The sequence below is a fragment of the Lacisediminihabitans profunda genome (assembly GCF_008040105.1).
Classification (GTDB): Bacteria; Actinomycetota; Actinomycetes; order Actinomycetales; family Microbacteriaceae; genus Lacisediminihabitans; species Lacisediminihabitans profunda.
On record NZ_VRMG01000009.1, the window covers coordinates 52,229 to 73,470 of the forward strand.

Here is a 21,242-nt window from a genome sequence, read left to right on the forward strand (position 1 = left end):
TCAACCGCCGCCGAGCAGGGAGGGAATCTTGTCGAACATCGCCTGCGTGAACGACACGAGCTCGGAGATCATCCAGTGCCCGGAGACGATGAGGGCCACAGCCACCGCGATCGCCTTCGGCACGAAGGAGAGGGTCACCTCCTGGATCTGGGTGATCGACTGCAGGAGCGAGATGGCGAAACCGACGACGAGCGCGGTGATCAGGATCGGCGCGGCGAGCTTGGCGGCGATGATGAGCCCCTGCAGGGCGATGTCCATGACGGCATTGGTGTCCATCAGCCCCCCTTGTAGCTCGAGATGAGGGTCGTGATGATGAGGCCCCAGCCGTCGACGAGCACGAACAGCAGGATCTTGAAGGGGAGGGAGATCATCACCGGCGGGAGCATCATCATGCCCATGGACATGAGAGCGGCCGACACGACGAGGTCGATCACGAGGAACGGCACGAAGATCACGAAGCCGATGATGAAGGCCGCGCGAAGCTCGGAGATCATGAACGCGGGCACGAGGGTGACAAGCGAAACGGACTGCGGGTCCTTGGGGTTGGCATGGCCGGCCGCCCGCGTCATGAGGGCGAGATCCTCTTCCCTGGTGTGCGCGAGCATGAACTTGCGCAGGGGCGTCGAGGCGAGGGTGACGGCGTCGTTGAAGCCCAGGTGCCCGTTGAGGTAGGGCTGCACCGCATGGTTGTTGATGTCGGTGAGGATGGGCGCCATGATGAACAGCGTCAGGAACAGGGCGAGTCCCGCCAGCACCTGGTTGGGCGGGATCGAGGGAAGCGCGAGCGCGTTGCGCGCCATCGCCAGCACGACGAAGATCTTGGTGAACGACGTCATCATGAGCAGCAGGGCCGGGGCCACCGAGAGCAGGGTGATTCCGACGAGGGTGACGATTGCCGACGACGGGGTGCCGTCCGGCCCGTTGATGTTCACCGAGACGCCACCGCCACTCGGCGCGATCGGGTCGACGGGCGGCGTCGGCGGCACGATGGCCGCGTGGCTCGCGTTGCCGGTCATCATGACGAGCGCGGCGGCCACCACCACGGCGAGCAACACCATCACGAGGATTCGCGCCGCCCGGCCGGAGAGCCAGGGGCTCGTCGGCGCCTTCATCGACCCTGCCGGAGGGCTGCGGCAGCACGCTTCCAGGTGGTGGGGGAGAGGATCGAGCTGCCGAGCGGGCCGGTCGTGAAGCCGCCCGCGCCCAGAGACTGGCCGCCCAGGGCCCTGCCGTCGGCGTCGGCCATGGCGCGGCCGAACGCCACTGCGGTCTTCGGCGCGGTCGCCGCCGCGGGGTCGGTCGCGGGCTGTGGCACGGCGGTCAGACGCGCCGGGGCGCTCTCCGCCACTATCGGTGTGGGCAGCTCGCTCGTGTTGAGCACGGTCACCGATTGCTCGGTGACTCCCAGCAGGAACCGCTTGCCGTCGACGTCGAGAACGACGACCGAGGCCTTGGGGGCGATCACCTGGCGCGTGACCACCGAGATGAGCTTCGTGGCGCGCGAGGCCCGAGCGCCCTTCGTCAGTCGGCGCTGCAGCATCCAGAGCACGCCGAGGACGGCGGCCAGGGAGAGCAGAACGCGAAGCGCGAGGAAGACCGACTCCACTTAGCTCAGACCCTCTGTCACGTCGAGGATCTTGGTGATGCGGATGGCGTAGTCCTGGTCGACGACCACGATCTCGCCGTGGGCGATCAGTCGGCCGTTGAGCAGCACATCGGCCGGCGCCCCGGCCGAACGGTCGAGCTCGATCACGGCGCCGGGCTCGAGGCTCAGCACGTCGCGCACCGACATCCTGGTCTTGCCGATCTCCACGGTGAGCGCCATTTCGACGTTGCTGATGCGGCCGAGGTTGATCGCCATCGACTCGTCGGACATGGTGTTCGCGCCGGTGATGACGCCGTTCTCCCGAATGCGGATGGCGAACCAGCCGGCCGCGACCCCTTCGCTCGAGAGGGCGAACACCTCGGTGGCGGGGTCCTGGAAGAGCGCGGTCGCGTCCTCGATGCGCGAGTCGGCGACGACACCGGTGCCGAGCACGGCGGCGGCGGCCTCGAGGGCCGGACGCAGCACGTCCACCATCGACACGAGCGCCGAGTCGGTGCCGGCCGCGGCCTTCATCGACTCCGCGTCGTTCAGGATCACGGCGAGGTCCGCCGAGCGGTCGCCGACGAACGAGGCGACGACGGCGGAGTCGAGGGGTCCCGCCGGGTGGCCCTCGATGGCGATCGCCTCGAGGACGCTCGTGCTCGGCAGCGTTCTGGCGAGCGCCTCGGCTGCCTTGGCGCGCGGGTCGGTGGCGGTGGTCTTCTTCACGATTTCTCCTCGGTGGTGACGACGACGCACGCGAGACGGGAGCCGTTGGATCCGACCGCCGCCCGTGCCATCGGCTGGCCGTCGATGGTCACATCGAGCGGTCGGTGCTGGGGATGCGGAATCTTGATGACGTCGCCGACGGCGAGGGTCAGGATGCGGCTGGGCCGCACGATGGCCGGGGTGAGGCGCAGCGACACCTCGACGGGTACGGCAGACATCTGCGCCGAGATGAGCTGCCGCGCGTTCGCGACGGTGCTCGTGGGATTGGCCTGGCCCAGTTGGGGAAGCAGCACCGCTGCCGGGATGGCGAGGGTGGCGGTGGCGACGTTGTCGCCGACCCGGATGGCGAAGGTGGCAACGATCATGAGATCCGCCGTGGCCGCGGCCTGGGCGAACTGGGAGTTGTACTGGATCGCGTCGACGGCGATGGACGTGACGAGCAACGAGCCGAGCGAGTAGCGCAGGTCCTCGAGCGCGTCGTCGAACAGTCGCCTTACGAGGGCCTGCTCGATGTTGGTGAACTTGCGGTCCGGCGCGACCTGCGCGTGGTTGCTGCCGAGCATGTACGACACCCAGGCGAGCGCCGAGGAGGTGGGGAACTGGATCACGGCCTTCGCGTTCGACCCGTCGAGCACGCACAACACCATCGCCGTGGTGGCCGGAAGGCCGGAGGCGTACTCGTCGTAGGTCTGCATCGCGACCTGCTCGCAGGTCACGTGCGAGACGACGCGCACCTTGGCGGTGAGCTGCGTGCCCCACTGCCGGGCGAAGGTCTCGAACGCGAGCTCAAGCACCCTGGCGTGTTCGCGGGCGAGAGTGGTTGGGCGACGGAAGTCATAGGGCTCGGCCGCTGTACCCTCGTTCGCGGGCACGCCGATAGAAATCTGTTCCTGGACCGTCACACAGCGAACTATCGGCCGGGGACCCCCACCGGTAAGGTGAATCGCGCAATCCCGGTCGGCGGGTCCACGGGCGGTTTGGCGGCCGCCGCCGCCTCCGCCGCGACGATGCCAGGCATGAGCGCCCGCACCCCCTCGGGTTGGTTGGACAGCACGACGATGTCCACCCGCCGATTCCTGGCCATCTCCTCGGGACTCGTACCGGTTGCGATCGGGCGGGACGATCCATAGCCGACCGCGCCGATCCGGTCGGACCGGATGCCGCCGACCTCCACGAGGTGCCGCAACACCGACACGGCCCGCCCGGAGGAGAGCTCCCAGTTGGTGGGGTAGGGACTCGTCGACTGGCGCGCGTCGGCGTGGCCCTCCACCGACACTTCATACGGCGATGCGACGATCGCCGGCGCGATGTCGTTGAGCACCTGGGGGGCGACCCCGATCAGGGCGGTGCTGTTGGTGTCGAAGAAGGTCTGCGAGCCGACCAGGCGGATCACGAGTCCCCGCTCGGTGATCTGGAACGTGACCGTGCTCGTCAGCCCGTTGGCGGTGAGGTTCGCGGAGATCGCCGCCTGGAGGGCCTTGAGGGAGTCGACCTCCTGCGTGGCGAGCTGGGACGGCGCAAAACTCTCCGAGTTCTTCACCGCCTTGTCTGGCTGCACCACGGTTCCCTTGGCCGTGTCGATCTTGCCGATGTCCTTCACCCCGAACCCGGTGGCGAGGGAGTTACGCAGGGCGATGAACTTGGCCGAGTCGACGGTCGACATCGCGAAGAGCACGATGAACATGCACATCAGCACTGTGACCATGTCCATGTACGAGGCCATCCAGCGTTCGTCCGGCCCGTGCTCCTCCGCCTCCTCGTGATGCTTCTGCCTGCGGGCGCTCATTAGGCGGCTTTCGACAGCTTCGGGGTCTTCGGCAACGCGTTCGCCGGCACCATTGCGCGGAGGCGTTCGCCGAGGAGTCGGGGCTGGCTGCCCGCCTGGACGGCGAGAACGCCCTCCATGATGAGCGACATCCGCGCGTTCTCCAGGTCGGAGAGACGACGCAGGCGGGATCCGATCGGCAGCCAGAGGAAGTTGGCCGAGAGCAGGCCCCAGAGCGTCGCGACGAAGGCGGCGGCGATGAGCGGACCGAGCTTGCCCGGCGTCGACAGGTTCTCGAGCACGTGGGTCAGCGAGACGACGGTGCCGATGATGCCGACCGTCGGGGCGAATCCGCCGAGGGTCGTGAAGAACTTGCCGGCGATGCGATCCGAGGCGGTTCGCGTGGCGATCTCGTCTTCGAGGAGCTCGCGCAGCTCCTCGCCGTCTGTACCGTCGGCGATGTTCTGCAGGGCGTTGCGCAGGAACGGGTCAGTGACCTTCTCGGCCTCCTGCTCAAGCGAGAGGAGTCCCTCCTTGCGCGCCTTCTCGGCGAGCGCCACCACCTGGTCGATGGTGTCGTGCGGCTTCGGAACCTTGCCGGTGAAGGCGCGGGGAAGCGCCCTGATCGCGAGCAGCATGTCCTTGATCGTGCCGCTCGCGATGCCGACGGCGATGGTGGCCCCGAACACGAGAACCATGGGAGCCGGCAGAAGGATCGCGCTGATGGCCGAACCTTCTAGGGTGAGCATCGCATAGAGCGCGCCGAACGCGACGGCGATGCCGATCAGGGTTGCCGGATCCATCAGATCTTCCTCGGGCGCAGGGTCACGGGGATGTCGAGCTCAACGTGACCGTCGCCGTCCTCGTCCTCTTCTTCCACCGCGTCGACGATGCCGAACGGTCGGCTGGCCGGAAGGCGGCCGCTCGCGGACAGCTCGTGTGTCAGGGCGATGACGGTCGCGCGGTAGTGCAGGATGCGATCGATCACCTCGGTCATCGATTCGGTGACGATGTATTTGGCACCGTCGACCATCACCAGGGTCGTGTCCGGGTTCGAGTTGATTCGCTCGATCAGATCCGGATTGATCGCGAACTGGCTGTCATTCAGCCGCGTGACGACGATCATGAGCACATCCCTGTTTCGTGTAGTGGGCCCTTCCTGGGCCCTTATACAGCACTATCGGCCGCCCCCGCCCGATGGTTAGGGGGGACGGCCGACTCAGTGTGCCGACTAACGCTTGAGGTTGGTGAGCTCCTGCAGCACCTCGTCGGAGGTGGTGATGATTCGCGCGTTGGCCTGGAAGCCTCGCTGCGCGACGATGAGGTTGGTGAACTCCTGGGAGAGGTCCACATTCGACATCTCCAGGGCACCGCTGGTGATCGACCCGATGCTGCCGGAACCGGGCGCCCCGATCTCGGCGTTGCCGGAGTTGAAGGTGGCCTTGTACGACGACCCGCCGGCCTTCTCCAGCCCGCCGGGGTTGGTGAAGGTGGCAAGAACGACGCGGGCGATCGCCTGCGAGGCCCCGTTGCTGAAGGAGCCGACGAGGGTACCGTCCTGGCCGAGCGTGTAGGACTGGAGGGTGCCGGCCGCGCTGCCGTCCTGCTTGCTGACGGAGACCGTCGTGAGGGCGGCGAACCCGGTGAGCTTGCTCATGTCGACGGCGATTCCGCCGATCGTCATCGTTCCCGCGGAGGTCTGCACCCCGCTGGCGAAGGTGAGGGACGTGGCGCCGGTGGATCCGTTCGGGTCGACCCCCGCGACATCCCAGCCCGCCGCCGTCTTGGTGAAGGTGAGGGTGACGGTGCGGGCCTCGCCCGCCGAGTCGAAGACCTGCTTGTCGCGAACGAGCGCGGTGCCCACCGCCGCGTCGTCGGGCAGGTTGCCGGTGACGGTCGCCGAGGTCGTGGCGACGGCAGGCGCCACGGTGCCGAGCGGCAGGGTGATGTCGCTGAGCGCGCCACCCCCGTTGACGACACCGTTGACCGCGTTCCAGCCCTGCACGATCGCCCCGCCGGGCGCCGTGAGACGGCCGGCCGAGTCGAAGCCGAACGAACCGGCGCGGGTGTACTGGGTGGACGCGCCGAGCTTGGTGACGAAGAAACCGTCGCCGGAGATCATCAGGTCCTCCGCGCGGCCGGTCGCCTGGGTGGAGCCCTGCGCGAAGTTGGTGGAGATTCCCGCCACGCGCACGCCGAGTCCGACCTGGGCCGGGTTGGTGCCACCGACGTTGGCCTGCGGGCCGCCCGCGGCCTGCGTCATCTGCGACAGGGTGTCCTGGAACTGGGTGGCCGAGGCCTTGAAGGCCGTGGTGTTGACGTTGGCGATGTTGTTGCCGGTCACATCGAGCATCGTCTGGTGAGAGCGAAGGCCGGAGATGCCGGAGTACAGGGAACGAAGCATGGGATGCTGCCTTTCGGTTGGAGTCGGAGACGGATTATGCGGATGCTGTGGTGATGCCGGAAATGAGGTCGAGCGCCACGTCGACGCCCCCGACGCTGACCTGGGGTACCGAGCCGGCGAAGGAGACGCTCTTCGCGATTCCCGTGACGGTCGCGCCGTCCTTGCCGGTGTAGGTGACCTGCTTGCCGACGATGTTGGCCGCCGCGATGCGCATCTGCAGCGAGAAGTCCTCGGTGCTCGTGGTCGACAGCTGGGTCATCTTCTCCATCATGGAGAGCTGCGTGGTCTGGGCGATCATGGCGTTGCTGTCCATCGGCGCGCTCGGGTCCTGGTTGCGCAGCTGGGTCACCAGCAGCTTCATGAACACCTCGGAATCCATGGACTGCGATGGGCTGCGTGCCGCACCGGTCGTGTAGATGCCGGTGGTCGATACGGGCGAGGAGGCTGGCGCCACGATGCCTATGGGGTCGGTTGTCATTGCCTCCTCCTTGTTCTCAGACCATCACGTCGATGGTCGTTGACGTGCCGTGGGGACCTCGCGGGGAGGCGGGCGTCTGTTCCGTGGTGGGGGCGGTCTCCCGCTGACGCGGCGGCTCGGGCGCGAACCGCTCGCGCGGCGCCCCACCGTCCCCGCGGTCCGTCGGCTGGTTGTGCGACGACAGGTTGAGGTTCGAGTTCTGCCCGGAACTCGCGAGATCCCTGCGGAGGTCGGGCAGGATGGCGCGGATAGCGTCGCGCCCGACATCGGTGGGCGCGAAGAGCTCCACCCGGATGCCGTCGGCGCTCACCTGGGCGCGCACGGTGACGGGTCCGAGGCTGTCCGGGGCCACGGTGACCACGATCGTGTGTTCGCCAGTGGGTGCGGTGGCGAGAGTGAAGAGCGGGCGGGACAGCTGGGTCGCGAGCGGTGGCGTCGCGGCCGGAGCCGCGGCCGGTGCGACGGCGACCGGCGCAGCGACGGTCTGGGCCACCGGAGCAGGGGCGGGGGCGACGGCGGGCGCCTGGCCGGTCGCGGCCTCCGCTCCGCGTTCCTGCGACTGCCGAGCCGGGAGGGAGCTCGCGGAGACGACGGCCGCCGCGGGCGGCCCGACGACCGCGGGGGTAGCTGGAATGGCGACCGAGGCCGCCGGGACCGTGACCGCCGGAGGCACGGCGGCGGGGCTGGTGCCCGGCGCGAGCGCGATCGTGCTCGCGCCGGGTGAATCGGGTGCCGGTTGGGGCGGCATCGCGGTCTCCGTCGCGGGCCCGGCCGGCGACGGGGCGACGGACGGGGAGGGGGCGGCGCTCTTCGCCTTCCCGCCCTTGCCGTCTGTGGGGGCGGCCAGGGGGGCCGGCGCGGTCGCGGCAATCGCCGCGGTCGAGGCCGGGAGGGCCGGGGCCGCCGGGGCGGATTCGACCGCACCGGGCACCGCGGTCGACCTGGCGGGTGTGGCCGCCGACGGCGGCGTCGACTTCACCGCGCCAGGCAATGCGGCCGGCACCGGAACGGGGATCGCGGCCGGGATGGACGTGAGGGCCGCGGCGAGTGCGGCCGGATCGACCACGGCCGGCGCTCCGGGGTCGGCGGGGGTGGAGGAATCGGTGGTCGCCGGCGCGGTGCCAGTCGACTGAGCGGCGTCCTTCGACTTCGCGGTGCCTGTCGACTGAGCGACGTCCTTCGACGACGCGGTGTCCTTCGGCGACGCGGTGTCCTTCGACGACGCCGTGTCGGTCGACGGGGCGGCGTTCGACCCGGCGAGCGCGGCGGTCGCGCCGGTCAGCGCGGCCCCGAAGAGCCCCGCCGCGCCCGGGCTCGACTTCGTGGCCGGCGCCGACGCGGACGGCGGCGCGGCGAGCAGCCCGACCATGGTCACTGGGGGGCCTCCGACCGCGAGCGGTGCCATCCGGTGGAGGCGATCTCGTCGAGCACGGCCTGCTCGGCCACGATCTCGCCGCTAGCGACGGCGGCCGAGAAGCGCATTTCGAGCTTCTCGAGGCCGACGGACCTCCCTCGTGCCTCGGTGAAGGCCGCGGATGCCTCGTCGCGGCTAGCGCGGTGCATGGAGTCGAGGGCCTCGAGCTCGGCGAGCATGCTGCGGGAGGACGCGCGGGCCGCGGCGACGGCGTAGAGAACCGCGGCGCTCGTGGCCTCGGCCGGCACGACGCTGAGCGCGGCGCGGGCGCGGCGCTGCCTCGCCGAACTCTCGTTGGCGCGGGCGTTGGCCGACGCGAGGTCGCTCGCCGCCTGATCCTGCTGGATCTGTCGCAGGCGGAGCAATCCCGCTAGCGGAAACATTCTGGCCATCATGAGCCTCCCAGTGTGCTGACGAGCCGGTTGAGCTGGGCCCACGCGTCGTGCGCGGTGGACTGTTCGGTCATCCGCTGCTGCAGAAAGGCGTTGATTTCGCCCTCGTGGTCGACGGCGGCGTCGACGAGCGGGTTCGCGCCGCGCTGGTAGGCGCCGACGTCGAGAAGGTCCTGGGCGGCGCGACGCGCGGCGAGGGTCTTGCGCAGGAAGCCGGCGGTGGCCGTCTGCTCGCCCGAGTTGACGCGGGAGGCGACCCGGGAGATCGAGCCGAGGGCATCCACCGAGGGAAAGTGCCCGGCGACGGCGAGCTTGCGGTCGAGCACGACGTGGCCGTCGAGAAAGGAGCGGGCCGCGTCGGCGATCGGCTCGTTGTGGTCGTCGCCGTCAACGAGGACCGTGTAGATGCCGGTGACGGAGCCACTCTCGCCGGTGCCCGCGCGCTCGAGCAGCCGCGCGAGGAGGGAGAACGTCGACGGCGGGTAGCCGCGGGTTGCCGGCGGTTCGCCGACCGAGAGGCCGATCTCGCGCTGGGCCATCGCCACGCGGGTGAGCGAGTCCATCATGAGCATGACGTTCGCCCCGGCGTCCCGGAAAGACTCCGCGATCCTGGTGGCGACGAAGGCGGCGCGCAGCCGCATCATCGCCGGCTCGTCGGAGGTCGACACGACCACGATCGAGCGCGCCAGGCCCTCCGCGCCGAGGTCGTCCTCGAGGAATTCGCGAACCTCTCGACCTCTCTCGCCGACGAGCGCGATCACCGAGACCTCGGCATCCGTTCCGCGGGCGATCATCGAGAGCAGCGAGGACTTTCCGACGCCCGACCCGGCGAAGAGGCCGATGCGCTGGCCCATGCCCACGGTCGTGAGGGTGTCGAGCACGCGCACGCCGAGCTGCAGCGGGGTGTCGATGCGGGCGCGGTGCATGGCGGATGGGCTGTCGTTGTCGAGGGGGACCAGGGCGTCCGGCCGCAGCGGACCCTTGCCGTCGATCGGACGGCCGAGGCCGTCGATGACCCGGCCGAACAGGCCGCTCCCGGTGGGCACGAGCATCGGCACTCCGCGCGACCTCGCCGGGGCGCCCGCGTTGATCCCGGTCATGCGGCTCAGCGGCATGCACCGGATGCCGGTGCGGGTCGTCGCGATGACCTCGGCGTCGAGGGCGCCGTCGCCGATGGTGACGAGGTCGCCGATCGCGCAGTCCAGGCCGGACACCTCGAGGCCGAGGCCCACGATGGAGGAGACGACGCCGACGCGTTCCGGACGGCCGGCGGAGAGCGCGGCGGCGAAGCGCTGCGGATGCGGGCGGTAGACGCTCACGATGCCTCCCCCGCGATGGCGGCCTTCGCGCGGGCGAGCGCGGTGGAGATCCTCGCGTCGAGGTAGCCGACCTCGAATTCGGTGACGGCGTCGCCGCGGGCGAGCGAATCGTCCGGGGCGAAGAGCACCCCGGTCGCGGCGATGGTGTCCGCGTCGAGGCCGGCGAGATCGACGGGGTTCATCCGCACCACTCGCACTGTCGTGGAGTCCGCCCCGGCGAGCGCCCGGGTCAGGGCGCTGCGCGCCGAGTTCTCGTCCCGGCTGAGTTCGGAGCCGAGGATCGCCTCGGCGAGCTCGATCGCGGCCGCGGCGAGCGCGTCCTGCGAGCCCTCGATCAGGGGGAGGGTGCGCTCGTCGAGAGCCCTCGCGGCCGCCCCGAGCACGGCGATGACCCGGTCTATCCTGGCACGCCCGTGCAGAACGGCCGCCTCGTGCTCCGCGTCCAGGCGGGCGATGCGCTCCGCGAGCTCGCCCGATGCCGCGCGCAGTCCGGCCGCATAGCCGGCCGCGTGCCCGCTCGCCCGCGACTGCACCTCGAACGGGTCCGTCTCGAGACTGCGCAGCGCCGGGAAGGTCACCGGAAAGAACTCCTGGTCAATCGACATAGTCGTCCTCGTCGCCGCGCTGCACGGTGATGATGCCCTGCGCCTCCAGGTCGCGGATGGCGCGGACCACCTCGGCCCTCGCCTCCTCGATCTGGGTCATGCGCACGGGGCCGAGGGCCTGGATCTCGTCCTCGAGGATCTCCTTGTTGCGCTCGGAGATGTTCGCGCGGATGACCTCGGTGACCGCCTCGGACGAACCCTTCATGGCGACCGCGAGCACGGCCGCGTCGATGCCGCGAAGCACCTGCTGCACGTCCTTGCGCTCGAACTTGACGAGGTCGGCGAAGGTCAGCATCCGCGAGCGCACCTCTTCGGCGAGCTGCGGGTCGAGGCCGTCGAGGCCGTCGAGCACCGCGCGCTCGGTCGAGACGTCCGACCGGTTGATGATCTCGACGAGCGGCTGGATGCCGCCGACCACATCGGTGGTCTCGCGCGCGGTGACGACGGCGCTCGCGCGCTGCTTGAGGTTGTCGGCCACGATGCGCACGGCCTCCGGCGCCGCGGTGCCCATCGTGCCGATCGCCTGGGCGACATCGGTGCGCAGCTGAGGATCGAGGGCGGAGAGCACCGGCGACGCGTGCTCCGGGCGCAGGTGCGCGAGCACGAGCGCGATCGTCTGGGGAAGTTCGCCGTCGAGGAGCGTGATGAGCTGACCCGGCTCAGCCGTGTCGAGAAACTCGAAGGCGCGGCCCGCCATCGACGAGGCGACGCGGTTCATGACCCCCGCCGCGCGCTCCGACCCGAACGACGCCTCGAGCAGTCCGGCGGCGAAGTCCTTGCCGCCGCGGGCGCCACGGCCGCCCTTGATCGTGAGCTCGTGAAACTCCTCGATCGTGCGCTCGGCCACCGCGGCGTCGACCCGACGCAGCCGGATGATCTCCGCGGCGATCTCCTCGGCCTCCGCGTCATTGAACTGCTTCATGACCTCCGCGGCACGCAGCGGGTCCATGTTCATCAGCACGACGGCGACCTTCTGGGTGCCGGTCAGTACGGCGGTCACCTCGCTCATGCCGGCTGCCTGTCATCCATGAGTCCGCGCAGGAAGTCGGCGGTGCGCTGCGGGTCCTTGCCGGCGAGGGCGTCGATCTCGGCGCGCATGCGGTCGTTGTCCCCGGGGGCGACCGGCGGAAGCTGGGTGTAGGTGAGCGGGGCGGAGGCCGGCGCCGTGAGGGCGATCGGCACGGTCTGGTCGTTCATCATCGCGCGCATCTCGGCCAGTTCGCCCAGGTCGCGCAGCTCCTGCTCCTCCTCGTTGCGACGACGCAGGCGGCGGGCGATGAGGAACAGGGCGACGGTCGCCGGGATGGCGATGCCGAAGATGGTGATCGCCGTGCGGATGATGCCGGCCGTGCGGTCGGCGGTGGCCGCAGCATCCGCCGCGGCGAGCGCCTTCGCGGCCTGGACGGCGCCCATCTTGTTGAAGGACACCACCTCCACGGCCACCTGGTCGCCGCGCGTCTTGTCGATTCCGGCGGCGGCGTTGATGAGTGCCTTGATGTTGGCGATGTTGAGTCCGGAGGCGACGGTCGAATTGAGGGCCACAGACACGGTCTGCCGTGTGATCGCGCCCGCCGGGATGGTCGTGGACTCGGTCACCTTGTTGATGGCGTTGTTCTTGGTGACCGACTGCGACGTGACGCCGGTTCCCGTCTGCACGCCGCTCGGCACGGCGATGTTATCCGGACCGAGAACGCCGGTGCTCGAGTTGCCGCCGGCGGCGGCCCCGCCGCTGGCGTCACTGGAGAACGACTCGTTGAGCGCGGGGGCGTCGGTGGGCGAGGTGAACGACTCCTCGGTGCGCTGGCCGGAGTTCTGGCTCAGGTCGGCGGCCACGACGACCGTGGCGTTGCCCGGCCCGACGACCTTGTCGAGCATCGCCTGCACCGAGGAACGCACGCGCGACTCGTAGTCCGAGGCGACCTTGCCGTCTGTCCCGCTCGTGACACCGGCCGCGGAGAGCACGATGCCCTGGGCATCGATCACCGACACGTCGGTGGCCTTCATGCCGTCGATGGACGCCGAGGTGAGGTGCACGATGGCCTGCACCTGCTCATCGGTCAGCGTCACGCCGTTGTCGGTGGCGATGAACACGGAGGCGGTGGGGTCGGCCTTCTCGGACACGAAGACGGTGTCCTTGGGGATGGCGAGCTGAACCGAGGCGGTCTTCACGCCCTTCATCGCCATGATCGTGTTCGCGAGCTCGCCCTCGAGCGCGCGCTTGTATGTGACGTTCTGCTGGAATTCGGATGCCGTGACACCCATCTTGTCCAGCAGCGAATATCCGCCGGTCGTCGAGGAGGGCAGGCCGGCCGCGGCCGCCTTGAGGCGCTCGTCGTACACGTTGGCCTCCGGCACCATGATCGTGCCGCCGCCGTTCGTGATCTCGTACTGCACGCCGTCGGTGCGCAACTGCTCGACGATGGTGTTCGCGTCCGTTCCGCTCAGGCCGGAGAAGAGCGGCGTGTAGGCCGGCTTCGTGATCCAGAAGGTGAGCGCGACGACGCCGAGGGCGAGAACGGCCACGCCGATGATCGCGACGGTGCGCTGCGCGATGGTGAACTCGCGGATGGTGTGCGCGAGGCGCCGGAGCGCGGTGCTGACCTGGGTGGGCATTAGGACTGCATCCTCATGATCTCGTTGAAGGCGTCGACGCCCTTGTTACGAACCGCGGCGACCAGCTCGAGGGTGACCTGCGCTCGCGTCGCCGCGATCGTCGCATTGTGGATGTCGTCGAGGTTGCCGGTGACGGCCTTGATGGCGAGGTCGTTGGAGATCGACTGCTGCTGTTGGAGGCCATCGACGGCACTCGAGAGCTCGGTGGCGAAACCCGACGAGTTGCTCGCACCGAGGCTCGTGGTCGAGGGGAGGTACCCGGTGCCCGTGACGCCCTGGACGGACGTGATTCCTGCGATGTTCATCAACTGCGTCCGATCTGGAGTGCTGCCTGGTAGGTCTCCTTCGCACGGTCCACGACCGCGGCGTTCGCCTGGTAGCCGCGCTGCGCCATGATCAGCTGGCCCATCTGCGAGGCGAGGTCGATGTCTGGGTAGCGCACGTAGCCCTCCTTGTCGGCGAGTGGGTTCGCCGGTTCGTAGACCAGTCGGCCCTCCGCGCTTCCGAAGGCGGCGCCCTTGACGTAGACACCGGTGGTGCCCTCACCCTCCTGCGCGACCACGTAGCGAGCCTGGAAGGCGGCCCCGCTCGTCGGCTTGGCGGTGTTGACGTTGGCGATGTTGTCGGCGACGGCGTCGAGCCACTTGCGGTGCACTGTGAGCCCGGTGGCCGCGATTCCGATCGCGTCGAAGGTCATCAGCTCGTCCTGATCGCGGCGCGCATGGCAGAGAACTCGTTCCCTGCAGCCTGGCTCGCGAACTGGTAGCGCAGCACCGTGTCGACGTTGGAGAGGGTCTCGGTGTCGAGATTGACGTTGTTCCCGTTGAGCTGGGTCGGCTCGAGCGACCGCGCGACGGAGGCGGTGACATGGCCGTTGCCGGCGTCGACCGACTTCGCGAGGGCATCCTCGAAGAGCACCCGCTTGGCGTGGTAGTTCGGGGTGTTGATGTTCGCGATGTTGTTGGCGATGGTCCGTTGCCGCAGCGCCAGTCCGTCCAGTGCGCTGTTGAGCGCGGCGGAAGTAACCGATTCGAGCACAGTCGTCCGTTTCGTCGTCGAGGACAATACGGCCGATCCGTGGCCTTTCGGTGAGCAATCCGTGCTCTGTATTACCAGCTATCGGCCGAGCGGAATCGGACGTTAGCCGTTCGCCCCGAAGGGGGGGGTCAGCTCGTGACGTCGAGGTAGGCGGATGGCCCGCCCGGGTTCACCGGAGGAACGGCCTCGATGGCCGCAAGGTGCCTGCCGGTGATCCTCTTGCGTTCCTCGACGCTGTCGATCGACGCCTGCTGCTCGCTGAAGATGCGGTTGGCGCGGGAGCGCAGGTCGGGTGGCATCGGTCCGAGGTAGCTCGGCATCACCCAGATGGGCACGCCGCCGTAGTCCTCGGCGTCGGCGCGCGCCGGAAACCTGGACGCGGCGATGCTCTCCTCCATCGCGGTGAGCACGGATGCCCAGTTGTCCCAGCTCTCGCTCGAGCTAGGCAACTCCGAGCTCCCGGCTTTCGCCGGTCGACGCGCCGCGATCCGGAACCGAGAGCTGGCTCGCCGCCTCGTGCCAGGCCTGCCTGAGCGGCTCGAGAAGTTCGATGCTCTCGCGGATGCTCGCCGCGTCGCGTTTCACATTCGCCATCACCAGGAGGCTCGTCGTGTAGTTGTAGAGCGAGAGCAGGCCCTGGCCGCCATCCCACAGCTCCACCTTCAGCGACGAGGTGAGCTCGGCGATGATCGCCTGGGCGTGCAGCAGGTTCGAGGAGACCGTCGGCCAGTCCTCGGCAGCATGGGCGATCTCGGCACGACCGAGGTCGAGAAGCAGGCGGTCGTAGAGCATCGTGAGCAGGCGCACCGGGGAGGCGGACAGGATCGCGTCGCTGTTGTATTGGGAGCGTTGTGCGCTCATCGTCATCGTCATGGTCCCTATCCCGTCGTGCCGGTCGAAGTCGAAGTCGAAAGTGAGGAGAGCTGCGAGCTGAGTGCGGCGGACTGCGACTTGAGGTTGCTCAGCATGACCTCCATCGCGGAGTAGTTGCGCTGCAGCGTGCTCTTTCGGCTGGCGAGGCGCACATCCCAGGCGGAAATCTGGTCGCCCAGGTTCCTTACCTGGCTCTGGTCGCCGGTGATCTTGCTCGTCAGGCTACCGGTGTATTTGTCCGATGCAGCGGTCGCAGCCGCCGAGAGGCGCGTGGCGATCGTCTGGATGGCCGCAATGGTCGTCTTCGGATCCGATGCCATCGCTGCGGAGAATTTGGCCTGGTCAAAGCTGATGGTGCCGGTCTTGCTGAGCACAATCCCGTATTCGCCGGGCGAGTGGCCGTTGATCGGCGCGCTTGCGGCATCCAGCGCGCTCTGACGGATTCCGCGGACAGTGCTGTCCCCCGCGAACACGCCGGCCGAGGTGACCGTCTTGCCCGTCGCATCCGTGCTCGTGGAGACGGCGGTCTGGGCGGCGATGAGAACGAACGCGGAGCTCAGCGAGGCGACGAGTCCACTGGCCACAGCGCTGATTTGCGTGTCGTCCCGTGACACCGTGATAGTCACGGGGTCGGCCGACGCTGTCGCGGCGGTGACAGTGATTCCGGGGAGCAGGTCGGAAAAGGTATTGGTGGACGAAGTGATGACCTGCTCTGCCGCGGTGCCCTTCCAGAGAGTCACGCTTGCGTCAGCGGCGGTCTTGATCACGGCGGCGCCCGGCACAGCCAGCGCATTCGTCGCGGTGCCCGCCGCAACATCCGCAGCGCTGCCCTGGTAAACGGTGAACGCGGAGTCGGCCCCGGTGGTCTTGCTCGAGAACTGGAGGCGGTACAGCGTGGTGCCGGAGCCGTCGACGCCGGAGGCCACCTTTGTGGCGGTCACTCCCGCGGTGGATCCGTTGATGGCTGAGGCGACGTCGTCGAGGGAGTTCGAGGCCGGAGTGATCTCGAGCGGAGTACCAGAGTGTCCGACGATGGTGATTGTCGAGGGCGAGGGCCAGGTGGCCATGGCCGCGGAGACGCCAACTTGTGCAGAGGCAAGTGCGCTCACCACCACCTGGAGCTCGCCGGCTGCGGCCCCGGTGGCGACGGATGCGGAGAGTGCAGGAGAGGAGCTCGAGGCGGTGTACAGGTCGAGACTGCCGACCTTCGCAACGGTGGCCGCCGCATCCGCGAGGGTAGCGAGGCGACTGTTGAGCCCCTGGAGTGCGGTGACGACGGTGTTCGTCTTGGTGACCTGTGCCTTGAGCTGGTCCTGTGGTGCCGCCTCGGCTGTCATCAGCTGGTTGATGAGAGACGTGGTGTCGAGGCCGCTGGAGAGCCCGTCGAGGGAAATTCCCATCGGCCGTGTCCCTTCGTCTTATGGCGATCGTTGGTTAGTGGTGCGGTAAACGCCCGGCGGCCATCACATCGAGAGGTCCAGTTCCCTCCGCGACAAGCCGCCGGGCGTTGGTTGTTACACGCCGGCCGAGCTATCCGTTTCTAGCGGAGGAGCTGCAGCACGCCCTGGTTGCCCTGGTTGGCCTGCGCGAGCATCGCGGTGCCGGCCTGGGCCAGGATGTTGGAGCGGGTGTACTTGACCATTTCAGACGCCATGTCGGTGTCGGTGATACGCGACTTCGCCGCCGTGAGGTTCTCGGTGGAGATGGCGAGGTTGCGTGTGACGCTCTCGAAACGGTTCTGCTGTGCACCGAGGGTGGCACGAGCGGTCGAGATCTTCGTGATCTGCGTGTCGATGGCGGTGATTGCGGCCGCCGAGGTTGCTGCTGAGGTGAAGTCAAGCGTGCTCGACGGTCCGGCGGTCGCGACCGCAAGCCCGGTACCGGCCGAGGCCTGCGTGCCAGCGGTTCCTCCACCGACAACGGTTCCACCCGACTTCGCGTTCACGATAAGAGCACCGGTCAGATCGACGGTTGCCGAGAGCGAGCTCTTGAAACCGGAGTCCGAGTTCAATGCGTTCGCCACATCCTGTGCCGACTTGTAGGTTCCCGCGGCGCCCAGCGTGACGCTGACCGTGCTGGTGCTGCCGCTTGCCTCGGTGATCGAGAACTTCTGAGCACCCGTGACCAACGCAGCGGTAACCACGCTCGACGCCCCGGTTCCACCGGCCGTGAGTGCGGCTGCTACCGTCTTGACGTTCGCGCCGCTCAGGTCGACGACGATCTGGTTGCTCGCGCCACCGTTCGCACCCACCTGGAAGCTGAGCGAGTTGTTGGAACCATCGAGCAGGTTGGTGCCATTGAAGTTCGTGCCGCCCGCGATGCGTGAGAGTTCCGTCGTGAGCGCCGTGACCTCGGTGGTGATGGCCGCGCGGGAGTCCGTGTTGTTCGAGTCGTTACCGGCCTGAACAGCGAGGTCACGAACGCGCTGCAGGATGGTCTGAACCTCGGAGAGCGAACCTTCAGCGGTCTGGATGACGCTGATGCCGTCCTGCGCGTTGCGGCTGGCGACCGTGAGGCCACCGACCTGCGACTGCAGACCCTGGGAGATTGCGAGACCAGCTGCGTCATCCGCCGCGTGGTTGATGCGAAGACCGCTGGAGAGCTTCTCGAGGGACTTGGCGAGATCGTTCTGCGTGTTGCTGAGATTCCGGTACGAGTTGAGTGCCGAGATGTTGGTGTTGACCTGCATACCCATGATGTATTCCTCCGTGATGGTGGGTTATTCGAATCGGCCCATCCGTGGTCCGACACTGAGAGTTATCGGCCGAACACCCTGGGGCGTTAGGCGCGACACCAAATTCTTTTTTTGTTTATTCAGGATGCCGCCGCGTTGGCCCGCGCGGGGTGCGCGAGGTTGGCCATGCCTGCCATGGCATTGTTCGCCACTCTGGCCAGGTAGGCGCTGCGGGTGGCCGGCGCGATGCGGGAGACGGGTGTGTACTCGGCGCTTGTGTCCGAGTAGTGGGTCTCGAGGCCGTCCTTGAGCAGGCGGATCGCCTCCGCGCGCTGCTGGGACACCGCGGAGTGGGTGATGCCGAGCTCGTCGGCGAGCTCCTTCACCGAGCGGTCCTCGAAGTAGATCCCGTTGACGATGTAGCGCATCTTCGCCGGCAGGGCCACGACGGCGGCGCTGAGAAACCCGAGGCGCTCGGCGGAGAGCAGCGACTCCTCGGGCAGCGCGGTGTCGGCGACGAGGTATTCGGCCGTGGTGTCGTCGAGCGCGGAGACGGTGCGAGAGGCGTCGGCGAGACCGGCCTCGGCCTCGCCGCGGTCGACGCCCATCGCCGTGGCGATCTCGTCGATGCTCGGAACGCGTCCGAGGGCGGCGGTGAGGGTCTCCTGCACGGCCATGGTTTCCTTGATGCGGCGGCGGGCGCCGCGGGTGGCCCAGTCGCTCGAGCGCATCTCGTCGGCGAACGCGCCGATGATGCGGCGGCGGGCGAAGGCGCCGAACGGGATGCCGAGCTCGGAGTTGAACGAGTCGGCGGAGGTGATGAGGGCGACGGCGCCGGCCGAGGCCAGGTCGTCCCGGGAGAGGTGCGTCGCCCGTGCCCAGACCTCGGAGACGAGGTACCCGACGAGCGGAAGATTGTCGACAACCAACTGGTTGCGTTCTGTACGATTCACGTTGCCTGGCCCCCGTGTGCAAACTGGACGATGATGATTTCGGCGGCCGCCCCGATCGGGGCGAGTGCCGACTTGCAGATCTGCTCGGGTAAGCGCGTGTCGTGCCGGTGGAACGTGGTGAAGCTCGGGTCGGTCTCGGGTGATTCTCGGGTGGTGAAGCAGTGGAATCGGTGGGCCGTTGGCCTCGATCTGTTGCGACTCTATAGGCGGTTGACCCCCGGAAAACCAGTCGTTTCCCCGTTGTTTGCTTGATTCCTGCCCCCAGTCCGGGGGCTCGTGTACCCCATTCCGCCGGTTAAGTCCTCCATCTAGCGGACAGCTGCCGGTGGGCGATTTTTGGAACCCAGCCACGGTCTCGACTAACGCGCGGAGTACCCTTGCCGATAGTTCAACCGTGGAAGAGGTGGATACCCGACGGCGGGCAGCGCGAACTGTGCACGCCTTCGTCCACATGATCAACCGGACTTGGAGTGCCATGAGTGTCAATGAACTGTCGGCGTGCCTGTGGCGCGAGCGAGAGCTGCTCGAGCTCCTGACGTTCAAGCTCGAGGAGGAGCAGTTCCTGCTCACCGCCGGCAAGACCCGCTGGCTCCAGTACGCCACCCGCGAGGTCGAACAGGTGATGGAGCGGCTCCGTGCCGCCGGCCTCGCCCGCACTGTTGAGGTCGCCTCGGTGGCCGCCGAGTGGGGAGCCCACGAGAACGCCACCCTGCGCGAGCTGGTGGACGCGGCTCCCGAGGGGCCATGGGCCGAGATCCTCGGCTCGCACCTCAGGGCGATGACCGAACAGACCAACCAGATCCGCGAACTGCGCGACCTCAATGAGCACTACCTCCGCACCGCCATCCGCTTCGTGCAGGAGGCGCAGTCCGACGGGGTCACCGAGGCGGGTACTTACGACTCGAACGGAACCTCCGCGGCACCGGCCGGTGCCGCCCGAATCTTCGACCTGACCCTGTGAGGACCCGCGCGTGAGCACCTTCAGCGGCCTGAACACCGCCTACACCGGTCTTTCTGCCGCCCGGCAGGGCCTGTCCGTGGTCGGACAGAACATCACCAACGCCACGACAACCGGGTACACCCGCCAGCGGGTGACGACCTCGTCGCTCGGCGCCCTCTCCCAGGTGGGCCGGCTCTCCGGTGGCGTCGTGCGGATCGGCCAGGGCGTTGCCGTGACCGGCGTCGCCCGCCTCGGCGACATCTACCTCGACACCCAGGTACGCAACTCCGCCGCGACCTCCGGCAACCTCGCCGTGAAGGCCAACGCGCTCAGCGCCGTCGACGGCTCGCTGCAGGAGCCGGGGGCAAACGGGCTCTCCGCCCAGCTCACCGGCTTCTGGGCGGACTGGCAGGGGATGGCCAACAACGCCGGCAAGCCGGCCCAGGCCGGCGTGCTGATCTCGGATGCCACCGCACTCGCCTCCCACATCGCGAACGGCTACCAGGCCGTCGATGCCCAGTGGACGCAGGTGCGGGGGCAGCTGGACGGCATGGCCCGCGAACTCAACGATGCAGGCACCCAGGTCGCCGACCTCAACGCTCGCATCCGAAGCACGCTCGCCACCGGCGGTTCGGTCAACGAACTGCTCGACCAGCGCAACACCCTCACGACGACGATCGCGGCCCTCACCGGCGCGACCGTGCGCGTGCTCCCGGATGGCACCGCCGACGTGCTCATCGGCGGCAATTCCCTCGTCTCCGGTGACACCTTCCAGCCCGTGACGGTCACCGGCAGCAACATCATGGCCGGGGCCGCAGCCACTCCGGTCGCGCTCGCCTGGACGAACCGCCCCGGCGTGCCGGTCGGCGCGGAATCCGGGGAGATGGCCGGTGCCGTGGCGATCCTCGCCGCCGCGAACGCGACAGGGACGGGCGGGGCCCTCGCCGAGGCCGCCGCGAACTACAACACCTTCGCCACCTACCTCGCCACCTCGGTCAATTCCGTGCACTCGGCCGGGGTCACCTCCACCGGGGCGACGGGCCTCGACTTCTTCGCCATAGCGCCCACCGGCCCAGCCGCCCTCGGCCTCTCGGTGCTGGCCACTGGAGTCGGCGACATCGCCACGGCGACGGCCGGCTCCGGAGCCCTGGATGGCTCCAACGGTTCGGCAATCGCCGCGCTCGGCAGCGGACCGACCTCCCCGGACTTCGTCTGGTCCAAGTTCGTCACCGGCATCGGCGCGGCCACAAAATCCGCCGTGCAGCAGGCGACCCTGGCCGAGGCCGCGGCAACCTCGGCCTCGGGCGCGCAGCTCGCCAACTCCTCGGTGGACATGGACGAGGAGAACGTGAACATGCTGATGTTCCAGAAGGCCTACCAGGGCGCCGCTCGCGTGATGACCGCGGTCGACGAGATGCTCGACACCCTCATCAACCACACCGGAATCGTCGGGAGATAGC

At 68.5% G+C, this 21,242-nt stretch carries 26 protein-coding genes; 2 read left to right on the forward strand and 24 right to left on the reverse strand.

Going from position 1 to position 21,242, the window contains the following annotated elements:
* The 24 genes from fliQ to FVP33_RS13645 form a co-directional block, all read right to left on the reverse strand.
* Positions 1–276 carry a flagellar biosynthesis protein FliQ gene (gene fliQ, locus FVP33_RS13530; RefSeq protein WP_147784220.1) on the reverse strand — a complete coding sequence of 92 codons (276 nt, stop codon included), beginning with the start codon at positions 274–276 and terminating at the stop codon, positions 1–3.
* Positions 276–1,112 carry a flagellar type III secretion system pore protein FliP gene (gene fliP, locus FVP33_RS13535; protein WP_147784221.1) on the reverse strand — a complete coding sequence of 279 codons (837 nt, stop codon included), beginning with the start codon at positions 1,110–1,112 and terminating at the stop codon, positions 276–278. Before fliP ends, fliQ begins: the two co-directional genes overlap by 1 nt.
* Positions 1,109–1,606, reverse strand: a complete 498-nt coding sequence (locus FVP33_RS13540) for a FliO/MopB family protein (protein WP_147784222.1) — start codon at positions 1,604–1,606, stop codon at positions 1,109–1,111. The genes fliP and FVP33_RS13540 overlap by 4 nt, the downstream gene beginning before the upstream one ends.
* Positions 1,607–2,314, reverse strand: coding sequence for a flagellar motor switch protein FliN (gene fliN / locus FVP33_RS13545; RefSeq protein ID WP_147784223.1), 708 nt, complete (start codon positions 2,312–2,314; stop codon positions 1,607–1,609). It lies immediately after the preceding gene.
* Complete coding sequence (locus tag FVP33_RS13550; RefSeq protein WP_246142336.1) at positions 2,311–3,216, reverse strand: flagellar motor switch protein FliM; 906 nt, start codon at positions 3,214–3,216, stop codon at positions 2,311–2,313. The genes fliN and FVP33_RS13550 overlap by 4 nt, the downstream gene beginning before the upstream one ends.
* An 8-nt stretch (positions 3,217–3,224) precedes the next feature.
* Positions 3,225–4,100 (reverse strand): OmpA/MotB family protein, encoded by an 876-nt coding sequence (locus FVP33_RS13555; protein WP_147784224.1) that lies wholly within the window; start codon positions 4,098–4,100, stop codon positions 3,225–3,227.
* On the reverse strand, positions 4,100–4,882 hold the full coding sequence (locus FVP33_RS13560) for a motility protein A (protein WP_147784225.1): 783 nt from the start codon (positions 4,880–4,882) through the stop codon (positions 4,100–4,102). Before FVP33_RS13560 ends, FVP33_RS13555 begins: the two co-directional genes overlap by 1 nt.
* The gene (locus FVP33_RS13565; protein WP_147784226.1) at positions 4,882–5,205 is read right to left on the reverse strand and encodes a flagellar FlbD family protein; all 324 of its coding nucleotides are present in this window, start codon (positions 5,203–5,205) and stop codon (positions 4,882–4,884) included. Before FVP33_RS13565 ends, FVP33_RS13560 begins: the two co-directional genes overlap by 1 nt.
* A gap of 105 nt (positions 5,206–5,310) precedes the next feature.
* Complete coding sequence (locus FVP33_RS13570) at positions 5,311–6,483, reverse strand: flagellar hook protein FlgE (RefSeq protein ID WP_147784227.1); 1,173 nt, start codon at positions 6,481–6,483, stop codon at positions 5,311–5,313.
* Positions 6,484–6,517: 34 nt separating this feature from the next.
* Positions 6,518–6,961 (reverse strand): flagellar hook assembly protein FlgD, encoded by a 444-nt coding sequence (locus FVP33_RS13575; RefSeq protein ID WP_147784228.1) that lies wholly within the window; start codon positions 6,959–6,961, stop codon positions 6,518–6,520.
* 16 nt (positions 6,962–6,977) lie between these two features.
* On the reverse strand, positions 6,978–8,366 hold the full coding sequence (locus tag FVP33_RS13580) for a flagellar hook-length control protein FliK (RefSeq protein WP_187270719.1): 1,389 nt from the start codon (positions 8,364–8,366) through the stop codon (positions 6,978–6,980).
* Positions 8,333–8,758 carry a hypothetical protein gene (locus tag FVP33_RS13585; protein ID WP_246142337.1) on the reverse strand — a complete coding sequence of 142 codons (426 nt, stop codon included), beginning with the start codon at positions 8,756–8,758 and terminating at the stop codon, positions 8,333–8,335. Before FVP33_RS13585 ends, FVP33_RS13580 begins: the two co-directional genes overlap by 34 nt.
* A gap of 8 nt (positions 8,759–8,766) precedes the next feature.
* Positions 8,767–10,089 carry a FliI/YscN family ATPase gene (locus FVP33_RS13590; RefSeq protein ID WP_147784230.1) on the reverse strand — a complete coding sequence of 441 codons (1,323 nt, stop codon included), beginning with the start codon at positions 10,087–10,089 and terminating at the stop codon, positions 8,767–8,769.
* Positions 10,083–10,691 (reverse strand): FliH/SctL family protein, encoded by a 609-nt coding sequence (locus tag FVP33_RS13595; RefSeq protein WP_147784231.1) that lies wholly within the window; start codon positions 10,689–10,691, stop codon positions 10,083–10,085. The genes FVP33_RS13590 and FVP33_RS13595 overlap by 7 nt, the downstream gene beginning before the upstream one ends.
* Positions 10,681–11,700: a flagellar motor switch protein FliG gene (gene fliG / locus FVP33_RS13600; RefSeq protein WP_187270720.1), complete on the reverse strand. Its 1,020-nt coding sequence runs from the start codon at positions 11,698–11,700 to the stop codon at positions 10,681–10,683. Before fliG ends, FVP33_RS13595 begins: the two co-directional genes overlap by 11 nt.
* Positions 11,697–13,304, reverse strand: a complete 1,608-nt coding sequence (gene fliF, locus FVP33_RS13605) for a flagellar basal-body MS-ring/collar protein FliF (protein WP_147784232.1) — start codon at positions 13,302–13,304, stop codon at positions 11,697–11,699. Before fliF ends, fliG begins: the two co-directional genes overlap by 4 nt.
* Entirely contained in the window at positions 13,304–13,609 is a 306-nt protein-coding gene (gene fliE, locus FVP33_RS13610) for a flagellar hook-basal body complex protein FliE (protein WP_147784233.1), read from the reverse strand. Before fliE ends, fliF begins: the two co-directional genes overlap by 1 nt.
* Entirely contained in the window at positions 13,609–14,001 is a 393-nt protein-coding gene (locus FVP33_RS13615; protein ID WP_147784234.1) for a flagellar basal body rod protein FlgC, read from the reverse strand. The genes fliE and FVP33_RS13615 overlap by 1 nt, the downstream gene beginning before the upstream one ends.
* The gene (locus FVP33_RS13620; RefSeq protein WP_147784235.1) at positions 14,001–14,342 is read right to left on the reverse strand and encodes a flagellar basal body rod protein FlgB; all 342 of its coding nucleotides are present in this window, start codon (positions 14,340–14,342) and stop codon (positions 14,001–14,003) included. Before FVP33_RS13620 ends, FVP33_RS13615 begins: the two co-directional genes overlap by 1 nt.
* Before the next feature lie 128 nt (positions 14,343–14,470).
* Positions 14,471–14,791: a hypothetical protein gene (locus tag FVP33_RS13625; RefSeq protein WP_147784236.1), complete on the reverse strand. Its 321-nt coding sequence runs from the start codon at positions 14,789–14,791 to the stop codon at positions 14,471–14,473.
* Positions 14,784–15,203: a flagellar export chaperone FliS gene (fliS, locus tag FVP33_RS13630; RefSeq protein WP_246142338.1), complete on the reverse strand. Its 420-nt coding sequence runs from the start codon at positions 15,201–15,203 to the stop codon at positions 14,784–14,786. Before fliS ends, FVP33_RS13625 begins: the two co-directional genes overlap by 8 nt.
* A gap of 17 nt (positions 15,204–15,220) precedes the next feature.
* A complete protein-coding gene (gene fliD / locus FVP33_RS13635; protein ID WP_147784238.1) occupies positions 15,221–16,615 on the reverse strand; it encodes a flagellar filament capping protein FliD in 1,395 nt (464 codons plus the stop codon).
* 140 nt (positions 16,616–16,755) lie between these two features.
* Positions 16,756–17,910 (reverse strand): flagellin N-terminal helical domain-containing protein, encoded by a 1,155-nt coding sequence (locus FVP33_RS13640; RefSeq protein ID WP_147784239.1) that lies wholly within the window; start codon positions 17,908–17,910, stop codon positions 16,756–16,758.
* Positions 17,911–18,029: 119 nt separating this feature from the next.
* On the reverse strand, positions 18,030–18,842 hold the full coding sequence (locus FVP33_RS13645; protein ID WP_147784240.1) for a sigma-70 family RNA polymerase sigma factor: 813 nt from the start codon (positions 18,840–18,842) through the stop codon (positions 18,030–18,032).
* A gap of 475 nt (positions 18,843–19,317) precedes the next feature.
* On the opposite strand from FVP33_RS13645, the gene FVP33_RS13650 reads away from it, so the two are divergent.
* Both FVP33_RS13650 and flgK read left to right on the forward strand, forming a co-directional pair.
* Positions 19,318–19,803, forward strand: a complete 486-nt coding sequence (locus FVP33_RS13650; RefSeq protein WP_147784241.1) for a flagellar protein FlgN — start codon at positions 19,318–19,320, stop codon at positions 19,801–19,803.
* Between the two features lie 10 nt (positions 19,804–19,813).
* Positions 19,814–21,241, forward strand: coding sequence for a flagellar hook-associated protein FlgK (gene flgK / locus FVP33_RS13655; RefSeq protein WP_147784242.1), 1,428 nt, complete (start codon positions 19,814–19,816; stop codon positions 21,239–21,241).
* The last annotated feature ends 1 nt before the right edge of the window (position 21,242 follow it).